This is a genomic window from Cohnella sp. WQ 127256 (genome assembly GCF_024519285.1).
GTDB lineage: Bacteria > Bacillota > Bacilli > Paenibacillales > Paenibacillaceae > Cohnella.
The window spans coordinates 74,693-95,177 of sequence record NZ_JAMZCY010000005.1 but is presented as its reverse complement, the minus strand read 5'-3'; the positions used below and the strand labels follow the sequence as shown (position 1 = coordinate 95,177).

The 20,485-nt window shown below is 44.2% G+C and carries 16 protein-coding genes; 5 read left to right on the top strand and 11 right to left on the bottom strand.

All coding sequences use genetic code 11. The features are described from left to right. The first annotated feature begins 16 nt into the window (after nucleotides 1–16). Genes M1K58_RS15435 through M1K58_RS15420 form a run of 4 tightly spaced genes read left to right on the top strand, consistent with a single transcriptional unit; the run spans nucleotide 17 to nucleotide 5,160 of the window. On the top strand, nucleotides 17–1,363 hold the full coding sequence (locus tag M1K58_RS15435; protein WP_256759753.1) for an ABC transporter substrate-binding protein: 1,347 nt from the start codon (nucleotides 17–19) through the stop codon (nucleotides 1,361–1,363). Nucleotides 1,364–1,420: 57 nt separating this feature from the next. Further along, entirely contained in the window at nucleotides 1,421–2,338 is a 918-nt protein-coding gene (locus tag M1K58_RS15430; protein WP_256759752.1) for a carbohydrate ABC transporter permease, read from the top strand. After that, the gene (locus tag M1K58_RS15425) at nucleotides 2,335–3,156 is read left to right on the top strand and encodes a carbohydrate ABC transporter permease (protein ID WP_256759751.1); all 822 of its coding nucleotides are present in this window, start codon (nucleotides 2,335–2,337) and stop codon (nucleotides 3,154–3,156) included. Before M1K58_RS15430 ends, M1K58_RS15425 begins: the two co-directional genes overlap by 4 nt. A gap of 27 nt (nucleotides 3,157–3,183) precedes the next feature. Beyond that, nucleotides 3,184–5,160: a beta-galactosidase gene (locus M1K58_RS15420; protein WP_256759750.1), complete on the top strand. Its 1,977-nt coding sequence runs from the start codon at nucleotides 3,184–3,186 to the stop codon at nucleotides 5,158–5,160. Nucleotides 5,161–5,268: 108 nt separating this feature from the next. On the opposite strand, the gene M1K58_RS15415 is transcribed toward M1K58_RS15420, so the two are convergent. From M1K58_RS15415 to M1K58_RS15370, 10 genes are all read right to left on the bottom strand, one after another. Beyond that, nucleotides 5,269–6,087 (bottom strand): MBL fold metallo-hydrolase, encoded by an 819-nt coding sequence (locus M1K58_RS15415; RefSeq protein WP_256759749.1) that lies wholly within the window; start codon nucleotides 6,085–6,087, stop codon nucleotides 5,269–5,271. A gap of 1 nt (nucleotide 6,088) precedes the next feature. Then, the gene (locus tag M1K58_RS15410) at nucleotides 6,089–7,867 is read right to left on the bottom strand and encodes a glycoside hydrolase family 36 protein (protein ID WP_256759748.1); all 1,779 of its coding nucleotides are present in this window, start codon (nucleotides 7,865–7,867) and stop codon (nucleotides 6,089–6,091) included. 63 nt (nucleotides 7,868–7,930) lie between these two features. Continuing rightward, a complete protein-coding gene (locus tag M1K58_RS15405) occupies nucleotides 7,931–8,764 on the bottom strand; it encodes a carbohydrate ABC transporter permease (RefSeq protein ID WP_256759747.1) in 834 nt (277 codons plus the stop codon). A 12-nt stretch (nucleotides 8,765–8,776) separates the two neighbouring features. Continuing rightward, nucleotides 8,777–9,658: a carbohydrate ABC transporter permease gene (locus tag M1K58_RS15400; protein WP_256759746.1), complete on the bottom strand. Its 882-nt coding sequence runs from the start codon at nucleotides 9,656–9,658 to the stop codon at nucleotides 8,777–8,779. A gap of 68 nt (nucleotides 9,659–9,726) precedes the next feature. Then, nucleotides 9,727–11,106: an ABC transporter substrate-binding protein gene (locus tag M1K58_RS15395; protein ID WP_256759745.1), complete on the bottom strand. Its 1,380-nt coding sequence runs from the start codon at nucleotides 11,104–11,106 to the stop codon at nucleotides 9,727–9,729. A gap of 122 nt (nucleotides 11,107–11,228) precedes the next feature. Further along, nucleotides 11,229–12,818 carry a response regulator gene (locus M1K58_RS15390; protein WP_256759744.1) on the bottom strand — a complete coding sequence of 530 codons (1,590 nt, stop codon included), beginning with the start codon at nucleotides 12,816–12,818 and terminating at the stop codon, nucleotides 11,229–11,231. Next, complete coding sequence (locus tag M1K58_RS15385) at nucleotides 12,811–14,625, bottom strand: sensor histidine kinase (RefSeq protein WP_256759743.1); 1,815 nt, start codon at nucleotides 14,623–14,625, stop codon at nucleotides 12,811–12,813. The genes M1K58_RS15390 and M1K58_RS15385 overlap by 8 nt, the downstream gene beginning before the upstream one ends. Before the next feature lie 174 nt (nucleotides 14,626–14,799). Continuing rightward, a complete protein-coding gene (locus M1K58_RS15380; protein WP_256759742.1) occupies nucleotides 14,800–15,222 on the bottom strand; it encodes a GreA/GreB family elongation factor in 423 nt (140 codons plus the stop codon). Nucleotides 15,223–15,390: 168 nt separating this feature from the next. Beyond that, the gene (locus M1K58_RS15375) at nucleotides 15,391–15,636 is read right to left on the bottom strand and encodes a hypothetical protein (RefSeq protein WP_256759741.1); all 246 of its coding nucleotides are present in this window, start codon (nucleotides 15,634–15,636) and stop codon (nucleotides 15,391–15,393) included. 98 nt (nucleotides 15,637–15,734) lie between these two features. Further along, nucleotides 15,735–17,801, bottom strand: coding sequence for a beta-galactosidase (locus tag M1K58_RS15370; protein ID WP_306220466.1), 2,067 nt, complete (start codon nucleotides 17,799–17,801; stop codon nucleotides 15,735–15,737). Between the two features lie 184 nt (nucleotides 17,802–17,985). On the opposite strand from M1K58_RS15370, the gene M1K58_RS15365 reads away from it, so the two are divergent. Further along, nucleotides 17,986–18,846 (top strand): helix-turn-helix domain-containing protein, encoded by an 861-nt coding sequence (locus M1K58_RS15365; protein WP_256759740.1) that lies wholly within the window; start codon nucleotides 17,986–17,988, stop codon nucleotides 18,844–18,846. Between the two features lie 9 nt (nucleotides 18,847–18,855). Here M1K58_RS15365 and M1K58_RS15360 read toward each other — a convergent pair whose 3' ends face one another. Then, nucleotides 18,856–20,400 carry an extracellular solute-binding protein gene (locus M1K58_RS15360; RefSeq protein WP_256759739.1) on the bottom strand — a complete coding sequence of 515 codons (1,545 nt, stop codon included), beginning with the start codon at nucleotides 20,398–20,400 and terminating at the stop codon, nucleotides 18,856–18,858. Nucleotides 20,401–20,485 lie beyond the last annotated feature (85 nt).

Here is a 20,485-nt window from a genome sequence, read left to right as displayed (position 1 = left end):
TAGGGAGGCTAAATGCGTGAAATTCAATCAAAGAGGGTTCATGGTACTTATGATTTTGGTACTGCTAACCGGAGTTCTAGCTGCTTGTGGAGGCAAAAGTAATAATAACGGAACAAGTCCAGCTGCTGCAAATACTGTTTCTCCTTCATCTAACGAAGGCACTGTTGCTGAAGAGAAGAAACCTGAGGATTATAAAGGTGAAATTACAATATGGTCTTTTAATAATGGGTATTTTGAAGAACGTGTGGCTGACTTTAAAACGGTTTATCCAAACGTTAAAGTCAATCTGGTCAATATCAATTGGGGAGATTACCTTACAAAATTCGAAACAACAAAGGCTTCTGGTGGTGAGCTCCCTGATGTTGCTATCGGCGAATCTTATTGGTGGGGAAAAATGTTGGCCTTCAAGGATACATTCGTAGATCTGAATACACTTGGTTTCAGCAAGGATGACCTCGTGTCCTCCGTTTCCGAGGTTGTCGTCAATCAACAGGGCAAATTCGTGGCCATTCCGGAAGGTCTTGGCATTGGTGCTATCTGGTATCGGAAAGACCTCGCTAAGAAGTACTTCGGGACAGATAATTCATCCGAACTATCTGCGAAATTCCCAACTTGGGATGAGTTCATTAATGCCGGTGAAGATCTCAAGCAGCAAAGTGGCGGCGAGGTATTCCTCCTGTCGAATTCGCAAGATGCAGTTGAGGCGCTACTTGGATCGCTCAAAACAAATGGGAAAAGTTATGTTAACGGCAATAAGCTGACGATTAAAGAAAATAGTGCACCTGCGTTTGCTCTTATCGAAAAAGCGTTGAAAAACGGTGCCATCGGTAAACTAGATGGTCCTGCCGCAGATGCGGCATGGTCCAATGGCAAAGTCGTATTCTTCCCATCCGCTGGATGGCGTGAAAGCTACATTCCAACGGTGGACAAAGAAGGCTCTGGCCAATGGGGAGTTATGCTCCCCCCTGGGGGCAGTTACTTCCGTGGAGGATCAGCGGAGTTTATCGTCGACAAAAAAGATCCGAACAAAGCGGAATTGGCGGCCTTATTTATCAAACAGAGCCTGTATACAGACCAAGGGATGGAACTCAATAACAAGCACGGTAACTTAAGCGCACTCAAGGCCATTCAAGATCGCAAGCAATCAAACGGTGTAAATCCATTTTATGGTGAAGACTTGACTCTCTTATTCTATGACTGGTCAACCAAGATTCCACCTGCTCGATATGGCCCATACGACAGTGTCATTGAGGATGCACTCAAGATGCAAGCCAATGCAATGATGAAAGCGAATATTAGTGCTGACAAAGCCATTGATAATGCCATATCCGAGATTAAACAGAAAACGAGTGATCTACAGTAATAATAGTAGCTATAAGGGACAGTGAAAACTGTCCCTTTCCTATGAGGGGTGATCGATTTGGAACAATCAAACAGGTACAGTAAATACGGATACTTCTTTGTCTTGCCGTTTTTCCTGGTATTGTTTCTATTTGTATTATTGCCAATTTTCTTTACCTTTTACGTAAGCTTTATGAAGTGGGATGGGTTCACGGATATGCATTTCGTGGGTTTTGAAAACTACATTGAGGTCATTAAGGGTGGTCTGTTCTTCAAATCCCTTTATAATACACTGATTATAATGGCGTTGTCGTTACCCCTAAGCATCATTCTATCACTTGGACTCTCATTCATTTTAAATGAGAAACTAACAAAGTTTTCTGGATTTTTTAAAACAGCATTCTTTCTACCCTATATTACAACCCCAGTAGCGGTAGGACTTTTCTTCAGCCTCTTATGTAATTACCAGATCGGGTTTATTAACATTTTACTTGTGAAGCTCGGCTTGCTAGTAGAACCGATCTACTGGCTTGCTAAACCTCTCTATGTCGTGCTCATTGTCTCCATGATCGTCGTATGGAAGAACTTCGGTTACAATATGGTGCTTTACTTGGCTGGACTTCAGACAATCTCGCCAGAGCTTTATGAAGCTGCTCAGATTGACGGGGCAACCGTATGGAGACGTTTTCTACACATAACAGTACCTATGCTTCGTCCGATTACGATATTCGTCGTCATTACCACAACGATTTGGGGACTGCAAATTTTCGAAGAACCAGCATTGCTCATGGTGGGCACAGATTCGGGCGGAAGCATCGGAAGCACATTAGGCGGTCCGGAGAAAGCAGTATATACGTTAGTTTCCTATGTGTATGAAGAAGGCTTTGTTCTTTTCCGTCCAGGCCGTTCTGCTGCCGTGGCCTATCTAATGACTTTCGTCATCATTGTTTTCTCATTCGTGAGTTTCGGGCTACTTAACAGGGGGGATCGTTCATGAGCACAAAACTACCTCTTAAACTGTTAGCCTACTTGTTGCTTATTATTCTAACCTTGTTCACACTCATTCCGTTCTATTCCATGATCGTTATGGGCACTTATGACAGCTTTAAGCTTTATTTGTTTAATGGGCTGCCTTCCGATTATTTTATTCATAATCTGGAATCTGTACTAAAGGTCAAAGAGATGGGTCGATTTTTCTTGAACAGTCTAACCGTATCCGCTATTTCGGTAGCAGGTGCAATATTTACAGCGACCGCTTGCGGATATGGACTATCGAAGTATTCGTTTAAAGGCCGTCGGTTTCTGAATAACTTGGTGTTGTTTACGATGATGGTTCCTTCGCAACTCGGTCTTGTAGCTTATGTCTGGGAAATGAACAAGTTGCATCTCATAGACACACTGATCCCAACCATTCTACCCATGTTTTCACTTGGATTCGGAGTGTTCTGGATGACGCAATACATTCGAGATTCGGTGCCTACAGAGATTATTGAAAGCGGACGAATTGATTCTGCCGGCGAATTTCGAATCTTCTTCAGTCTCGCCTTTCCGATTATTACACCTGCAGTTGTTACACTTGGTTTACTAGCATTCATTTGGTCATGGAACAGTTTTCTCATTCCGCTGCTTACGATCAGCGATGTTCGCCAATATACAATTCCCCTCGGTGTGACGATGTTTAATGGTCTCTATGTATCGGATAATGGAGCAAAAATATTAGCGCTAACCATTGCAACTCTGCCAGTGTTATTATTTTATCTCTTTTTCTCGAAACAGCTTATGAGCGGTTTAACGGCTGGTGCAGTCAAAGGTTAGACAAATTTGAGAGGCGATGACTTATCAATGACATTATCCCGTTATAGGTTAGGATCTTCCTACTACCCAGAGAGATGGCAGGAAGAACGCTGGGCCATCGACGCCAAGCTAATGAAAGATATCGGATTTAATATCATTCGAATGGGTGAATTCGCCTGGAGTAAGCTTGAACCAGCACCGGGGAACTTTGATTTTGCATGGCTAGACAAGGCAATCACAGTCTTCGCTGAACAAGACGTTCAGACAATCCTATGTACACCTACTGCTTCCCCGATGCCATGGATATCGGCGATGTTTCCGGACATGAGCCCCACGACTGAAGATGGCAACTTCTGTGGACCTGGGCAGAGACGCCATTACTGTTACAATCACGAGGGGTTTCTAGCTTTATCCGATCGCATCGTTATGCACATGGCCGAGCATTATGCTGGGCATCCGAATATAATTGGGTGGCAAATCGATAATGAGCTGGGTGGAGAAGAATTCATCTGTTATTGCCACAAGTGCCGTTTGGCTTTCCAGAGTTGGCTTAAAGGTAAGTATGGAACGATTGGTGAACTAAATCACCGCTGGGGCGGGACATTTTTTAGCTTTGAATTTCGCGATTGGAGCGAAATTCCAGTTCCACGGGGTCATCAGACTAGGTATTTCAACCCTTCCTTCCGCCAAGATTATTTGCGGTTTGCATCAGATTCAATGATGCATTACTTATATCATAATAATGCGATTTTGAAGAAGCACTTTCCGCATCTCCCGATAACGACAAATCGGTATACCTTGTTCTGGTCAGATAAATGGACGAACAAGTTTGACCACGCCATGGACCAAGCATTGGATGTCATAGCGTTTGACAACTATGATCTAAATCCAGCTGTATCGGCATTCCATCATGAGTTTTATCGTTCTATTAAAAAAAATCGACCTTATTGGGTGCTGGAACAGAATGCTAGTACAATTGCATTCGGAACACGGCAGAGTGACATAAAGTGGCAAACCGTCGAAGCGTTTGCCCGAGGAGCGGAGCTTGTTTGTTTGTTCAGTTGGCGGCAGATCCATTATGGGGTTGAGCAAGATTTGAACGGTATTGTTGACCATAACGGCAATCCCGGTGAAGCGTATGAATCGTTTCGAGAAGTGTCGAAATGGATGATGGAGAACGAAAAATTTCTTAGCAATTGCAAACCTCGTGTTGAGGTGGCGATTCTATATTCTTATGAATCCTCGCTTGTTTATGAAGTGAATCCACTGTATAACCGGATTGATTATAACCGGGAGTTGCAGGATCAGGTTCACAGGGCATTCTTAGAGCGGGGGATCGGAGTCGATTTTGTCCGTACACGTGATGACTGGAGAGTATATAAAATGATTGTCGTTCCGCTCTGCATCACTGGGGATGAAGTCATCATTGATAAACTGGAGCAGTTTGCACGGCAAGGTGGCCTTGTAGTACTATCTGGGGATTTCCTTCAAAAGACGATCGATCATTGGCGGAGCGAAGGCACTCGTATAGCAAGTATTGAGGAGTTAACGGGATTACGGCATGACAAAATGGAGTTTCTATTACAAGAGGGGCTGGCAGCAGAATTCCTTTCCAGTGTCTCTGGAAGAAACTATCCACTACGGGGTTTTTTCAATAAGTTTTCAATAATTCCAGACAGAGATGTTCGGATCATTGGCACAGTGACAAAACCGGATTCTGAAGCTGAAGTACCTGCTGCGGTTGTCCGCAAGGTTGGGGAAGGTGAAGTATATACACTGGCTTCGATGTTGGACCGTAATTATTTGCAAGAGCTGATTGCAAAGCACGCATCAGAACTTGGCTGGGAACAGGTCATCCTGCCCGAACGGACGGGACTAGTCACCTTAGAAAACAACGAAGGCAAACGGCAAGGTTATCTACTTATCAATCAGAGAGAAGAGAGTATCTCCATCATGCTGCCTGGTTGTGCGGAACTTGTACATATTGAAGCGGGCGGATTTGAGTTAATAAAGGAAATCGTCTGATTCTGAGACATACTCTTTAACTAGAGAGTGGTTTATATAAAATGGCGTGCAAATGGATAATCCACTTGCACGCCATTTTATATAATAAGAATCTAATACTGACTGATATCAAACCTCCAAAACCATCCCATCGAATGCCACAGTAATCGAATGAGGCTCGAAGATATCGACTAAATCCGCGTGCAACAATTGAGCATTATGCGAAAAATGGGTAACGACGATTTCACTGACTGGCTTTAGCATTCCGTATTCTACCATCGTTGATTTCGTTTCAAGCACAGCCTCAATGTTCATATGCGTCTTCTGATAGTCGACATGCCCTACCGTACACTCCAGAATAACTAAGTCGAACTTCTTATCTTTCAGCCACTCCCAAGTTTCATCTGGAAACGTACCCGTATCATGGCCGTATAAAATCGTTTTGTCATCCTTCTCGATGTAGTACAGCAAACATGTCTCGTTTGGATCATGAGCCGCCGGTAACGGAACGACCCTCGAAGTTTGAAGTTGAAGCTTATCATAGGGCCGTACACGGTTTAGCACGAACTTCCCTTGCGCTCCTCCTTCTGCATCGAGCATCTGCTTGCATTTCGCTATCGTAAGATCATTTCCATATATTTGAATGGGATGATCACCAGTCTTTGAATATCCCGGTAGTCTCGCTACCAAATCTTCAGCATACAGATGATCAGAATGGGAATGAGTCAGTATAAGATCTTGGACTTTGTCCAAATCAAGCCGATCCCGGATCATATGGGTGTAGGTATCCGGAGGAAAATCAACCTTCAGGTCATCCCCCAGCATAACGGACGTTCGCGTGCGAATGTTCTCCCCACCAAGCTCCATTGCCTTCTTACACAATTCGCATCCGCAAAATAACGCGGGAATGCCTTCGAAGGCCGCAGTCCCCAAAAATCGAACCTTCATGCTAGTCATCTCCCTTTCCATGCTGCAGCCTCATACTTCCCGATCGAGGTATTTTGAAGCGATGAATGCCCTTATCAAGCTTAACCAAATGTCTTTCTCTCTCTGAACCCTCACAATCTAGAACGACCATTGTGCCCTCAATCCTTTCCCCAAGCTCCACAATTATCGAATCTAGGGAAGTTCCGTTGACAAACCAATAACACTCGGTCGCAGCACGATCAACCTGAACGATATGATAACCGTATACAGCTGCCAGAAACTGCTCTTCGTTATACGCATAGACAACCGGATACAGAAAGTCCGGGGAAACCGGACGTAACCTTTCATCTAGTAGCAATTCCCGATGCTCCCGCCAGAAAGTCAACCAATAAGCGACAACTCGCCTATGTTCATCTGAGATGCGGTCGATCAACACAGACAGCTGAGGCACAGAAAAGAGGGAATGAATGAACTGCAAAGCTACGTTCTCCACCTTGTCATTCCAATTCCACATGATCATATCCGAGTGAACAGCAGTATTTCCACTTAAAAGTCGAATATCTATCGAACCAATCCGGTTCTGGCTATAGTTATTCGGGCAATCCGCCACCCGAAACATATTTCCGTATTTCCTCATTAAGGGACCAACGTAATTTTGCCGGAATTCGATGATGACCTCATCTTTGATCGCTTTCAGTCTTGTCATTACGTCAGACAGCAAGCGGTCTACAGCCTCAGGTACGGAATCGTAATCCCTTCCCCCACCAAGCGAATATCTCATTTCCTCCGCCAAATTAAAAGAGTCTACGAAATCAAGCTTAAAGCCATCAATATCCCAATCCCTCAAAGCTTGTTCGTAGATTCCGATTAAATATTCTCTTACTTCGGGAAACCGAGGATCAAACACTGCTGTATTTGGCCCGCCGTAAGTATTCATGAATTTACCTTCGAAACGGCTCCAAGCCTTGGAATATCTACCTACGAACGGGACGGAATACCACAGTATAAACTTCATCCCAAGGGCATGAACGTTGTCGACGAAGCGTCTCATATCCGGAATTCGGTCCGTAGAAGCTTCCCAATCACCGCAATAAGCATAACCCCGTTCATTGTTGGCAGTCTGCCAGCCATCATCGACAATAACCGCTTCACATCCAAGCTGCTTAGATAATAAGCACTGTTTCTCAATCTCCACCGGATCAAGCTTCTGATGGAAGCTGTACCACGTCGAATACATCGGAAGTCGAGCCGTATCCGGAACAATAGCCGGTGTATAACCAGGCAAGCTTGCCCACCACTCGCCAACCTCTCGCAAGCAATCGGCATAGAACATGTCCCTTGTATCGATGCGAATGATCGCTTCGTAATGGGATATCGGTGGACCCGCTTCCGTAAACAATTCCAGCCATATTTCGAATTGTGCTGATTCTTCTTGAATACCAGCCCGCATTCGCATCGGCCGCATCGCATCGGAGAAAGCGACCGTCAACCGATTGTCCCCAGCCATATTATAGAGAGCGCAGACGGGGGCTAGCGATGTGGCCTTAGACTGAAACGGCGTGCTAAAGTCCATTCGGATGCCCTTCTCCCGATTCGCACCCGGATCCCAGTAGCCTGAAATATCAATCGCTGGATGTCTCCATGACAGACGAATCGCCTCCGGTATTCGAGGCTCGTCCGATTGCAACGTAAAGCGAATATACGCGATCCCCTGATCATCATTCAATGGTTCAAGCGAATACCGAAAGCCTTCTCCGCCCCCGCTTACCGTTATCTCTCTATTTCCCGCTTGAAGAAACATTCTATTTATCCTCCCTAGCAAATACCAATCCAATGCCTATCAGACTCTCAAACTAGGAGTCGCTTAACCTTTGACGGCCGAGCTTACGCTCAGAGCTTTTTCAATCTGTTCAGAGAACAGCAGGTAGACGAGAATCGTAGGAACTGTCGAGATCACCATGACCGCTCCCATTGCCCCCCAATCGGAACCAAACTGCGTCTGGAAATATAATAAGCCTAGCGGTAGTGTCTTTAATGCATTATCGCTAATCATAATCAATGCGATCAGAAATTCATTCCAAGAAAATAGGAATACGAATATACTCACTGAAGCAATCGCGGGCTTCACGAGGGGTACCATTATGCGGAAGAAAATCGTATACACGCTAGCGCCATCAATGGCTGCTGATTCTTCGATTTCATAGGGCAATGATCGGAAAAAGGCATAAAATATAATCGTTGCAAATGATAACTGAAAAGCCACATACGGAACGATAACTGCGAGATAGCTGTTCTGCAGGTGCATCGTGCGCTCCATAATTAACAATGGAATCAAAATGATTTGCATGGGAATGAACATCCCCACGGTCATATAGATTCTGCTTGCGTTAGCGAATCTCCACCGCATCCGTGCCGCGGCATAAGAAAACATAAGTGCAAGAATACACGTAAATACGACCGTGCCAATCGATACGATCAGGCTGTTCTTAAAGTACGCTAAGAGATCAAAAGCACCGAAGGCATTGTTATAGTTTTCAAAGCGCCAATTTTTCGGAATACCGAATACGTTCGTCGAGAAAATCTCTTCGTTGTTCTTAAAGGAGTAGAACAGCAACCAGATAAGTGGATATAAACTAATAAGCACGAAGAACGAGAGCGGACCATAGACCAGCGCTCTAGATGTCAGTCGCTTTAACATAAGATCCCTCCGTTAGTAAGTTATTTTCTCTCGTGCCAAAAATCTGTTAATTAGGATTGTGAACAACAAGCACTCGATAACTAGAATAGCTGCTGCTGCAGAACCATATCCATATTCCCCAGAGCGGAATGCGGCCTTGTACATCATAAAGGTTAATGTAAACGAAATATTGCCGGGACCACCGTTCGTCATGACATACATGTTCTGGAACGCATTCAAACCGCCCGTTATCGCGATAATGAGGCAAAATTTATACGTTTCGCTAAGCAACGGAATCGTAATTTTCCAATGCATTTTCCAGAAGGGTGCACCGTCGATTTTAGCGGCCTCGTACAAATGCTCAGGGATCGACTTGATCGCGGTATAGATGAGCACGAATTGAATTCCTAAGTTGTGCCAAGCCGCAGAGAAGGCAATTGCCCAGATCGAAGTATGCTCTCCACTTAGCCAAGCTTGCTCATAGTTGAAGCCGAGCATCGCGAACACACTGTTAATTAAGCCTCCATCAGCGTTATAAATCGCAATCCACAGCTGGGAAACGACAACGCCGGAGAGCACAACAGGTACGAAATAGCTCGTGCGAAAAAACTTATGAGCCTTCAAGCCCTTCGAGCTTAAAGCGATCGCGAGCAATGTACCAATACCAATCTGGTAGACGACCAGCACGAAAGCGAAAATCAATCCATTCTTAAGTGAAACCCAAAAAGTATCATCGTCCAACAGTCGGGTATAATTGTCTAATCCAATAAAGGTTGCTGGCGATAAGCCATCCCAGTCGAAGAAGCTTTTCTGAAAGGTTTGCAAAATCGGAATAATAACAATGACGGTAAAAAAGAGCAACGTCGGCACCGTGAAAATAAGTAACGCCAAATTATATTTTGCTTTGTGAGTCATGTGCTCCTCCTTTCTGAAAAACAGGTCGTCCCAGATAAGTAGGACAACCTGTCTTCCTTTAGCATTTTTTATTTGCGGGCTGTTTCTAGTGCTTTATTCATATCACTGACGTAGTCATCCACTTTTTGACCTGCAAACAATTTTTGTGTGATGTCTTCAATTTCAGTTTTGAATTTCGCATTCTCATAGCCCCATGCGAAGGTAGTCATTGTTTTGAAATTCGCGGAATCATCCGAGTATTTTTGCTGTACAGGGTTAAGACCGTTCGTAGGGATAACCTTCTCTACTAGGATAGAGTTAGGGTCTGCCAACTGAAGTACACGTTGCTTCGCAAATTCGATGGAGAACAGTGCTGCATATTTAGCCGCAACGTCTGCATTTTTTGAATTTTTGGAAACCGCGAAGCCTTGGTTAAAGCCGCCACCGCTCATATTCCACTTCACTTGGTCTGCGATTTCCGCATCCGCAAGCGGGTTATACATAATGTCCAGCTTATCGCCTAAGTTTTCGTATTGGAAAGCCATAGACCATGCACCATTAAGTAGCATTGCTGCTTTACCAGCAGCAAATTGTGCCGCAGCATCATCAGCCGTTGTGTTGAAAGCATTTTTGGACAGCAGTCCAGCTTTGATAAGCTCGTTGATTTTATTCGCGCCTTTCGTATATACCTCTTCCGAGAAGTTACCTTCACCGTTGTCTAGGCGTTTCAAACCTTCTGGTTGAGCTGATCCCACGATAGCCATGTCTAGCATAAGTACGCCAGGCCATTTTTCTTTGCCGAATAGGGAAAGTGGAATAATGCCTTTCGCTTTGAACGCTTTAACTGCTTCTAGAAACTCTGTATAGTTCGTAGGTACTTTAATGTTGTTTGCTGTAAACAGATCTTTGTTATAGTAGAACACTCCTGCCCATTGACCAACGTTCGGCACCGCATAAGAGTGACCGTCTTTGTTCCAGAGCATTGGCTTGGAGCTTTCATTCAATAGAGCTTCGATGTTAAGTTCTTTAACGACATCGTCCATTACCATGAGGTTGTCCGATTTCTTAAGCGCTTCGATGAGACCGCTAGAAGCAAAGAAGATATCAGGTAAGCTGCCAGCTGCAGCATACGTTTTGATTTTTTGCTCGTCATCCTGAGCTGCAACCTCGAATTCAACGTCCACCTCAGGCATGACTAGCTTCAAGGCTTCTTTCGTTGCATCATACACAGGCATCTCGACCCCGCTATATTGCGCGTAGAACTTCAGCTTAACAGGATCCTTCGCTGGCTCTTTGCTTTCCGCAGGCGTCGAAGCACTAGCACTTGCTTCAGTCGTTGCACTTGGCGTAGAACTTGACGTACTTGAAGCATTGTTGTTCTTGTTGTTGGATCCGCACGCTGATAGTGCTAGCACAATCATTGACAGCACAAGCAGCATAAAGGCTGGTTTTCTCATTTTGTTCTTCAAAGGTGTATCCCCCTTATTGTTTCGATCTGCTTGTATTGTATAAAAACGCTTACACGACTGTAAGGGAGAAATCGGCACTCATTTGTACAATTCAGCATCATATCTCTAATTCTCTAACACGACTAACGCGTGACCTCATACTCACTAGGAGTTAGACCTGTATACTTTTTGAAGCTTTTGCTAAAATGTCCAGGATCACTGTAGCCGACCATTTCCGCAATATTCGTCAAACGCAGATTTTGTCCAGACACCAAGAGCTCCTTCGCCCTTTGCATTCTTGTTTCGAACAGATAGTCACTAACGCTCATTCCAAGCCCTTCCTGAAATATTTTCAGCAAATAACGGGGTTGAATTAAAAATTGCCTAGCGATATCCTCTACCTTGAGTTGGCTATCCCTATAGTGGGTATCAATGTATTCTCGAGCCGATAATAATATTTTGCTAGACTTAGAACGTTTAATGCTCTTCGAATGACCTGTCACGTTCAAATAAAGATCAGTGATCCATTCGAATGCGGCTTCAACGGATGACTTGTTTGTAATTTCTTCAAACGGTGAGAAAGACTTAGGTAGGATATCGTCCACTCGCTTACCTATTTCATAAATATAAGTCAGACAGAGCGAGACTAACCCTGCTAGAATCATATGAATATAATCCCCAGAAAGCTGGTTTTCCCTAATATAGTCGCGAATGGAATCCAATGTATTTTTGATTTTTTCCTCATCGTGGAGCCTTAGATGGATAAGTAGATTCTCATTCATCTCGCTCGGATAGAAACCAATATTCGCCGCCTTGGATGAGATATCCCGATACATGATTACATCCATTAAATTCATAGAAATCTTATTTCGTAGCGCGATAACCGATTCTTTGTAAGACTGACGAATGGAGATAATCCCAGGTCCAGCACACCCCGCTCCCACCGTCACACTAAAGCCGAAGCGCCTTTTAATTAAAGAGCAGAGCTTCGAGAATCCCTCTATCGAGAATCGTTGATCTGCACCCTCTTCCGTAAATTGCAGAAGCGAGATAATCCGATTCTCAGGGCCATTAAATATAAAATGCTGCCCTTCTAGTTGAATCAGATCATTTAAGAGATTCGCAATAATATATTTGCGTAGATGAATTTCTCCTGAATCCGGCCATTGCTCATGTAGACTATCAATCTCGACCGATATGACCTGGAACACCATACGATCTTCTTGTATGTGAAACATACTCATCTGGCTCTTGATTGTCTCGTTATCTTCGGTGTATTCATTACTAATGAGTAGGTTTAAGAAGCTTTCCTTCCAGACCTGCCGTTCCTTCTGTAAGTTGTCCCGTTCGACTCGCAACTTATCCATAGTGCCTTTCACTTTGGCAAGCGCGACGAGTAGCTCATCTTCATCGAATGGCTTCAGAATATAATCGTCCACACCGATCTTGACGGCTTTCCGAGCGTACTCGAATTCGCTATGACCGGTTACGAGCAAAATGAAGGTGGACGGATATTGCTCCTTCACTTTAGCCGCGAGATCCATTCCATTCATATAAGGCATGTTAATATCAATAAATGCGATATCGGGTCGTACTTGTTCAATCAGCTCTAAAGCTTCTAACCCGTTCTTCGCCTCGCCACAAATCTCGAAACCATGCGCGTTCCAGTCGATTACACGTTTGAAATAAGTCCGGAATGTCGCTTCATCATCTGCAAAAATAACTTTATACATCTAGCTGATCTCCGTTCGTTAATGGAATATCCACTATAATCTCCGTGCCTTCACCTATGCTGCTCTGGATTCTTATTCCATACTTGTCGCCGAAATATAGCTTTATCCTTTCATCGACGCTATTCAATCCGAACGTAGCGCTCATCTGCTTGTCTTCCTTCATCTGTTCGAGCCTCTCTGGTGAAATTCCGACGCCATCATCCTTCACGCTTAAGCAAATCTTATCTCCTTCTCTAACGCCAGCAACTGTAATATGACCAAAGCTTCCCTTCTCCTTCAGTCCATGGTAAATCGCATTCTCAACCAAAGGCTGTAAGGTTAGCTTAGGAATCGAGTAGTTCAACAGCTCATTAGGAATTTGAATCTGAAAATCGAACAAATCCGAGTAGCGGGCACTTTGGATATACAGATAACTATGTAAATTTCGTATTTCCTCCCTGACTGTAATAATCTCTTTGCCGTTGCTTAATGCGACCCTGTAGAAGTCAGCTAATGCTTTGGTCGCTTTTCCCGCTTCTTCATTTTCCCCCGTCTTGCAAAGCACATAAATAAGCTCAAGTGTATTGTAGAAGAAGTGTGGCTTGATCTGGTCCTGAATGAGTGCCAACTCATACTCCCTTTTTAATTTCTGTTCTTCCTTCACTTTGACAAGCAGATCGTTTACTCTGACGAGCATCATATTCAAGCCCGAACCAAGAATCCCGATTTCGTCACGGCTTTTAACCTCGACAGGACGATCGATATTCTCATCCCTTATCCGATTCATATGCTTTGCCAACGAGATAATCGGAGTGGCTATCGCCCTGGACAAGATGATCGCTCCCATTAGAGCAAGTAATAAACATACCCCGCCTATGATCAAAATAATATTTGAAACCTGACGAGTTTCATGGGTCAGCTCGTTAAGGGAGATTTCGTTTACCAATTTCCATTTCGACTTACCAAATGGCATTGCTGTCAGCAGAATTTTCTCCCCGTTCGCTCTCTTCGTCTTTTCCGTTACCGTATCTTGTGATAGGATCTCACTTAGCTTGTCCGGCTCAAGAGGCAACATGATATTCGATTCGTCTGCTGAAGAAATCACGATGCCGCGGTTATCCACAATATAATATCCATTCGACTGAACGGGTCCGACTGGGTGATACACGGATGATAGCGTTTTCTCATTGATGTTTACAAATAAATAGCCCAGCGTATCCATTGTCTCTGTATCTAGAATTTTTTTCCCCACAGTGAGTACGGCCTTGTTCTCGTCCATAACCCAGAAGGCTCTGTGTTCCATCGGAAACCACCTCATGATGCCGTTGCTATTCTCGACATCTCTGTACATGGAGCTTTCCAAACCATCCAATGTGCCTTTGACAAGCAAGGGATCGGTAGAATAGACGTTCTGATTGAGATCGATAAATACGGCAGACTCCACCTCACGGAATATTAATTTTGCAAAATCAAGCTTGTTTTCAATCTGGCTACGTAGCACGTGATCGTCGTTCGTCAGCCATTCGCCATCGCCGTCCTGCCTTACCTTTCGCTCCAACGTTTTTAACTGGGTTTCCTTGTTAAGATCCAGCATCGCAATATTGGCAAAGCTTTCCGCATTTGCGATGATCGTATCGATTCTTGTCGTGATGAGTAGCGACTCATCTAGCATGTTTTTTTTCGTTTTTTTAATGACAGCTTCTGTATTGATCGTATAAGAAAACAGACCTAGTAGTAAGAGTGGGACAACGACAAGCGGGAAATAGATGAGGATAATTTTATTGTATATCTTCTGGCTTCTGAACCAGTTAAAGGTCCTGGTTTGCATACTAGTCAGTCTTCCTCTCAGGTTATAGGGCTGGGTTCGTAAGTGGATTGGCAAGGTGTAACAGGGTATGTAAAGAAACGCCAAGGTACACCCTTGGCGTTATGTTATTCTTGTTTGTATTTACCGTCAAGTATGATTTTGCAACCATTTTATATGTACTTCCCGATATTCACCTTAGGAGCGGGATACATTCATAATGATGACCTCATAGCTTCCAGAAGGAGATTCCACCTCGATCCGATTATCTTTACGCGCAAGTAATAGCTTACTTCCGAGTGGAGACAAGAAGGAGATATGCCCTAGATCTACATTTACTTCATGCGGCATTACAATCTTATAGGTTTCATCTAATCGATCTATCTCATCCTGAATGGTGACGCTTGATCCAATCCATACGAGCGAATCCGTATCACCAGCGATGGAGCCAGCTTGAAATAATCGAATATGATCTGTATAGCTATCCAGTAATTTTTGCATTTCATCCCTTTTTGACATATCGGGATACACTTTTCTTAGTAATTCCTTCGTTTCTTTCTCGAAATAGCTAAGCTGCCTGGTTAAATCACCGTGTAGTCGTTCGTTATGACTATGGCTCATATAGAGTCTCTCCCTCTTTTCCTATCGATACAACCTCCGTAATGAGCTTAAACAGCGTTTTCATAAACCATTTCCTCCTCATAGAAAAATAGACCCTGCGGGAGGGTCTAACAATAATCATATCAGATTTACCATTTTTGTCTATTGTCTGGAGAATGCAATTCCTTATTAAATCAAAGCTATTGCAAGAAGAGTAAACAGAGATAAGGTTAAAATATCGTTTGCTCCTCCAAAACCCCATCCCCAACCTGATACCGTCGCTTTACCCGAAGTACGGAGTCCACCAGATGTTCTTAAATAGACATTGTTATTATCTACGTGAACAATTACGCCCTCATGACACTCCCCACAACGCGTATGAATTCGAACTCTACGATTCAAATGACTCGAACATAAATGATACATTTCCTCCATGTTTGATTAACCTCCTATCATAGTATCCTGTATCCTATGATAGGCATCCATCTGCGGATTGGACTACGGATAGAATGTGCTTTTGTACTCTATTTTCGTTATTCAGCTTTACGCTTTAATATAAATAATCCGTTAATCGGTAGCTCAATGCTACCCATTACCCTTTCACCGGTCATAAAATCAATATAATGCCGATTATCTAAACGAATGGTTTGTACTGCTGGACTAAAGTTCTGAACAAATAGGAATTCACTCTCCCCATCTGTTCGAATTTGCGCCGTTACCCCCTGCGGTAGCATGACATCAAGCACACGATTTATACCTAATTCATGAGCAATGGCAGCGTATAACTTCGTATAAAAATCAGAATCCTTGATCCGGGTAGCTAAATAATACGATTTACCTTTCCCTAGCGTATGTCTTGTTAAAGCCGGACGTTCGGCATAGAAATCGCTACTGTATTCCGCTAATGCTTCTGCCCCTTCAAGATGGATCAAATCAGCAATTTCGTGAGCGTCATACTCGCCAGTCCAATTCCATGCAGACTCCGGACGGAGAACGATTGAATTTCGATCTCGTTCATGCAAGCCTTCCGCCTCTTCCGACCAAATCCCTAGTGTACTTCGCAACGGACCAGGAAATCCCCCCAAATGGCAGAGGTCTGTCTCGTTAACGATACCTGACCAATACGTAGTGACGAAGCTGCCGCCCTCTTCGACGAATTGCTGAACTCTCTTTCCATCATTCTCACTAATAAGGTAAAGCATCGGGGCTACGATTAGCTTATATTTGGACAGCTCATCCTCAATACCGATAACGTCCACCGGAATTCCCAGCTCCCAGAAGCCTCCGTAATGCTGTAATACGGTTTCCTCATAGTGAATACCAGAGTTCCGAATCCCCTGGGCATCCTTAACAGCCCATCTATTGTCCCAATCTAACACAATCGCAACTTCCACCGGAGTATCGAGACCAACGACATCCACAAGCTCAGCTAACAGCTCGCCGACTTCCGCGACATCGCGGAATACTCGTGTATGCTCGTGTCCGCTATGATCGATAACCGCGCCATGGAACTTCTCGCTTGATCCTCTACTCTTACGCCACTGGAAATACTGAACAGAATCCGCTCCATGGGCAACGGCTTGAAGGGAAGACAGCTTATGCATGCCAGGTCTCTTCATCTTGCTAACGGATTGCCAGTTGGTTAGGGATGGCGTGCTTTCCATTAAAATGAATGGCTTATTCTTAAGAGAGCGCATCATGTCGTAATGCATAGCAGACCAAGCTGCCAATCGGGAGTCATCGCCATCCTCGGTATAATGCCACTCCGGATAGGCATCCCAGGAGATGAAGTCTAGCTCCTTAGCTAACTTCCTATAATCAATACTATCTATCATATGCATATTCGTCGTGATAGGCATTTGCGGATGATAGGGCCGTAAGATATCGATCTCATGCTTGCAAAACTCGATCGTCATATCGCTAACGAATCGTCTCCAATCTAAGTTTAATCCATGTACTTGGGTTTCTCCGTGAGCCGAAGGAGATTCGATTTGTTCCCAACTGGTGTAAGTATGGCTCCAAAAGGTAGTCCACCAGGCATGATTGATCGCTTCAAGCGTTCCGTACTTGTTTCTTAACCAGTCTCGAAAGTTTTGCTGACAATAATCGCAGTGGCATTCACCCCCGAATTCATTGGATATATGCCATCCGATCAAGGCAGGATGATTCGCATACCGTCTCGCTAACTCGCTGTTAATGATCGCAACCTTTTCTCTGTATACAGGTGAAGAGTAGCAATGGTTATGGCGAAATCCATGTAAATTGCGAACCCGATTCGAGCCTACTCTGAGCACCTCCGGATATTTGGCTGACATCCAAGCCGGACGCGCTCCGCTTGGCGTCGCCAGAAACACAGAGATGCCATTGTCCGCAAATGAATCTAATTGCTTGTCCATCCAATCGAATGTGAATAATCCCTCTTCTGGCTCCAGCTTTACCCACGAGAAGATACCTACCGACATCACATTGCAGCTCGCCAGCTTCATAAGCCTAATATCTTCCTTAATGATTTCTGGATAATGACTCCATTGCTCCGGATTGTAGTCGGCCCCGTGAAGCATTACAGGCAGCTTTGAGCTAATAGGCGGAAATTTAGCCATCACACAACTCCCCTTCAATTCATGTATTTCATTATCGCACTTTATTCTTATCCTCAAATTAATCCCAACGCTATCCATTTCACAATTCGTCCATTACAATGATAAAGATAGCATATATATGATATTGTCCAGTAGCATTCACATCTCAATTTTATAGCACAAAATGAAGAAGAGGAGATTTAACATGCTGCCCTTCCGCTTAGTCGAAATGTCGAATTTCCATCATTCCTTACCTCTGTACGCTTACTCCGTCGGACGACATAACCAATATTATCACTCTCGTCCGGACGGTTTTCCTGCTTATCAGATTTTTATCATCCATAAAGGCCAAGGCTTGTTTCGCGACCTAGAAAACGGCGAGGAATACACCCTGTCCGAAGGTGATGCATTTGCATTCCCGCCCGATCGCCCACATGAATACTACCCCCTATCACATGAGCCTTGGCAGATCGGGTTTATCGGATTTATTGGGACTCTCGCTGCGCCTCTGTTAGAGCAAGTCGGCTTGCTTCCGTCATTTCCACAGCGGCCAGACTCTCTCGAACAAAGCTGGAATGACCTCGGTGAGATTTGGCATGATTCCACAGAGCCAAGTCAGCAACGATTATTCGAGATTTCCGTGAAGTTATATCAATTCGTTCTTCGCCTGCGGGTGGACAATTCTTCACCCGATAGCTCACTACATCTGCGAGCTGACGAAGTCCGTAATCATACGCTCCAACAAGCGCTGCTCTTAATGAATCAACACTATACGGAACCGTTGCTCATCTCAAATCTAGCTAGTGCCGTCGGGTATTCCTCTCAGCATTTTCAACGTCTATTCCTTCAACAATTCTCGATAACCCCCCACCGATATTTGCAAAATTTGCGAATGGAGAGAGCCCTACAGCTTCTAAAGGAAAATGCGAGCTTACAGATTCAAGAAATTGCGCGACAAGTTGGGATGGAGACGAATTATTTCGTCCGCTCGTTTCGCCAAACCTATGGACAGACTCCAGGAGTATGGAGAGAAAAAGGCAAAAAAAAGAGCCTCACGGCTCCTTAATTCCTAACCCTATTGCGAATTTAGATATTCCCTCGTTTGCTTGCTCGCTTCTTCCAACACTTTATTAAAGCCAGCCTGATTGATTTCAGCCTCCGCCTGTAAGAAAGCCTTATCCACATCCTGTACCATTCCACTTAATATCGGATTCAAGTATTGGATCGCCACCTCGTTTATCCGATCCAGCTCCGCCTGCACGGTCAGTGCATTGAAGTTAAAAGCGGAATAAGTAAACGGAATTAGCATTTGCTTGATTTCCTCTTTATGCCGAGCGTATTTATCGTTCCAGCCCTCAGTCGGTAGTAATTTACTTTTATTTGTGAACCAGAACCCTGCTGCATCCGGAGCATAATCATTTTGCTCGGCTGTCATCCCAACTGGAAACGTGACTTTTCCGTTCTCTACAACAAAATTTTTCTCTTCGATCCCGTAATACACTAACTGGTTGTATTCCGGATCCTCCATGATGAGATCAAGCACCTGCATAGCAAGCTCCTTGTGTTTGGAATCCGTGGGTATGGCTACGCCATTATTAATGTAAGAATCCATCATGTAGGTTTTTTTGGGAGATAGATTAGGAATGATATCCACTTCCCACCCTTGTTTCTCTGCCTTCGCAATCGTGGATTGGATATCGTTGCTATTCCCGTATGCTACCGCTGACGTTCCCGCCTCGAAGGAATCCTTACTCCTGATTTTATTCGCGAAGGCATCATGATTAATATAGCCCTTGTCATACCATCTCTTTACTGTTTGGGCCACCTCAATATAATTGGAGCGCAGCGGTTCATCAAATATGCTAAGAATCTTTCCTCTAGGATCATCCCAATCTGTAAAAACCCCTGAGAACCCATTGGTAGTCATAATCAAATCCACGGTCGCAGGTCCCAATTCCCACTGTAAGTTCGCATGGGTCTTGTTGAAATCATACTGCTTGTCCACTCGAATAGGTACCATGTTAGGCTCATTTTGTTTCACGGCAGCCAAGAACGGCTCTAGCTCGGAAACTTTGTGAATTTCAGGCAATCCGTATTTCTTGCGCAAATCTCCGCGTATTAGGGTTACAGGTACTTTAATGTCGGGCGTTGAGGAGGGAATCATATATACTTTTCCACCGACCTCCGCTTCCTTCCAGGCCATTGCGTTCGTTGCCTGATCATGTTTAGGCATATATTTCTTTACCAAATCCTCCGTAATCTCTTGAAAGGATCCTTTAGTCGCTTCCTGCGAGTAATAGGCCCAATTCGCTGCGAAGATGAAGTCGACATTTTCCCCAGAAGACAAGACAAGTGGATAACGTGCTGCCATATCCCCCCACTGTATGTAGCGTAGCTCCACTCTTGCATTAACCTCTTTCTCAAGCTTCTTGTTCAGCTCAGCGAGTACATCAGAGAGTCCACTTGGAGCGCTTCCTATTAAATAACCAACGAGAGTAACCACTTTTGTATTCCCACTCTTAGGTTCCTTAAGTCCCTTCCCCGAACTAAAGCAAGCAGATAACGACAAGCATAACATGAGGTGCACACATGAGGTCAGCATCCACTTGATCTTATTCATTCTGTTCCTCCTTAGATGCATAACTATCCCCTATCGTTTTCGCGAAACAATGTCAATTATCCTTCATCTCATTGAAAAGGGCCGA

Excerpts from the sequence above, each read along its gene's own strand:
- M1K58_RS15425 (WP_256759751.1), top strand. The coding sequence starts at position 2,335 with ATGAGCACAAAACTACCTCTTAAACTGTTAGCCTACTTGTTGCTTATT.
- M1K58_RS15420 (WP_256759750.1), top strand. The coding sequence starts at position 3,184 with ATGACATTATCCCGTTATAGGTTAGGATCTTCCTACTACCCAGAGAGA.
- M1K58_RS15415 (WP_256759749.1), bottom strand. The coding sequence starts at position 6,087 with ATGAAGGTTCGATTTTTGGGGACTGCGGCCTTCGAAGGCATTCCCGCG.
- M1K58_RS15410 (WP_256759748.1), bottom strand. The coding sequence starts at position 7,867 with ATGTTTCTTCAAGCGGGAAATAGAGAGATAACGGTAAGCGGGGGCGGA.
- M1K58_RS15405 (WP_256759747.1), bottom strand. The coding sequence starts at position 8,764 with ATGTTAAAGCGACTGACATCTAGAGCGCTGGTCTATGGTCCGCTCTCG.
- M1K58_RS15400 (WP_256759746.1), bottom strand. The coding sequence starts at position 9,658 with ATGACTCACAAAGCAAAATATAATTTGGCGTTACTTATTTTCACGGTG.
- M1K58_RS15390 (WP_256759744.1), bottom strand. The coding sequence starts at position 12,818 with ATGTATAAAGTTATTTTTGCAGATGATGAAGCGACATTCCGGACTTAT.
- M1K58_RS15385 (WP_256759743.1), bottom strand. The coding sequence starts at position 14,625 with ATGCAAACCAGGACCTTTAACTGGTTCAGAAGCCAGAAGATATACAAT.
- M1K58_RS15380 (WP_256759742.1), bottom strand. The coding sequence starts at position 15,222 with ATGAGCCATAGTCATAACGAACGACTACACGGTGATTTAACCAGGCAG.
- M1K58_RS15375 (WP_256759741.1), bottom strand. The coding sequence starts at position 15,636 with ATGGAGGAAATGTATCATTTATGTTCGAGTCATTTGAATCGTAGAGTT.
- M1K58_RS15370 (WP_306220466.1), bottom strand. The coding sequence starts at position 17,801 with ATGGCTAAATTTCCGCCTATTAGCTCAAAGCTGCCTGTAATGCTTCAC.
- M1K58_RS15365 (WP_256759740.1), top strand. The coding sequence starts at position 17,986 with ATGCTGCCCTTCCGCTTAGTCGAAATGTCGAATTTCCATCATTCCTTA.
- M1K58_RS15360 (WP_256759739.1), bottom strand. The coding sequence starts at position 20,400 with ATGAATAAGATCAAGTGGATGCTGACCTCATGTGTGCACCTCATGTTA.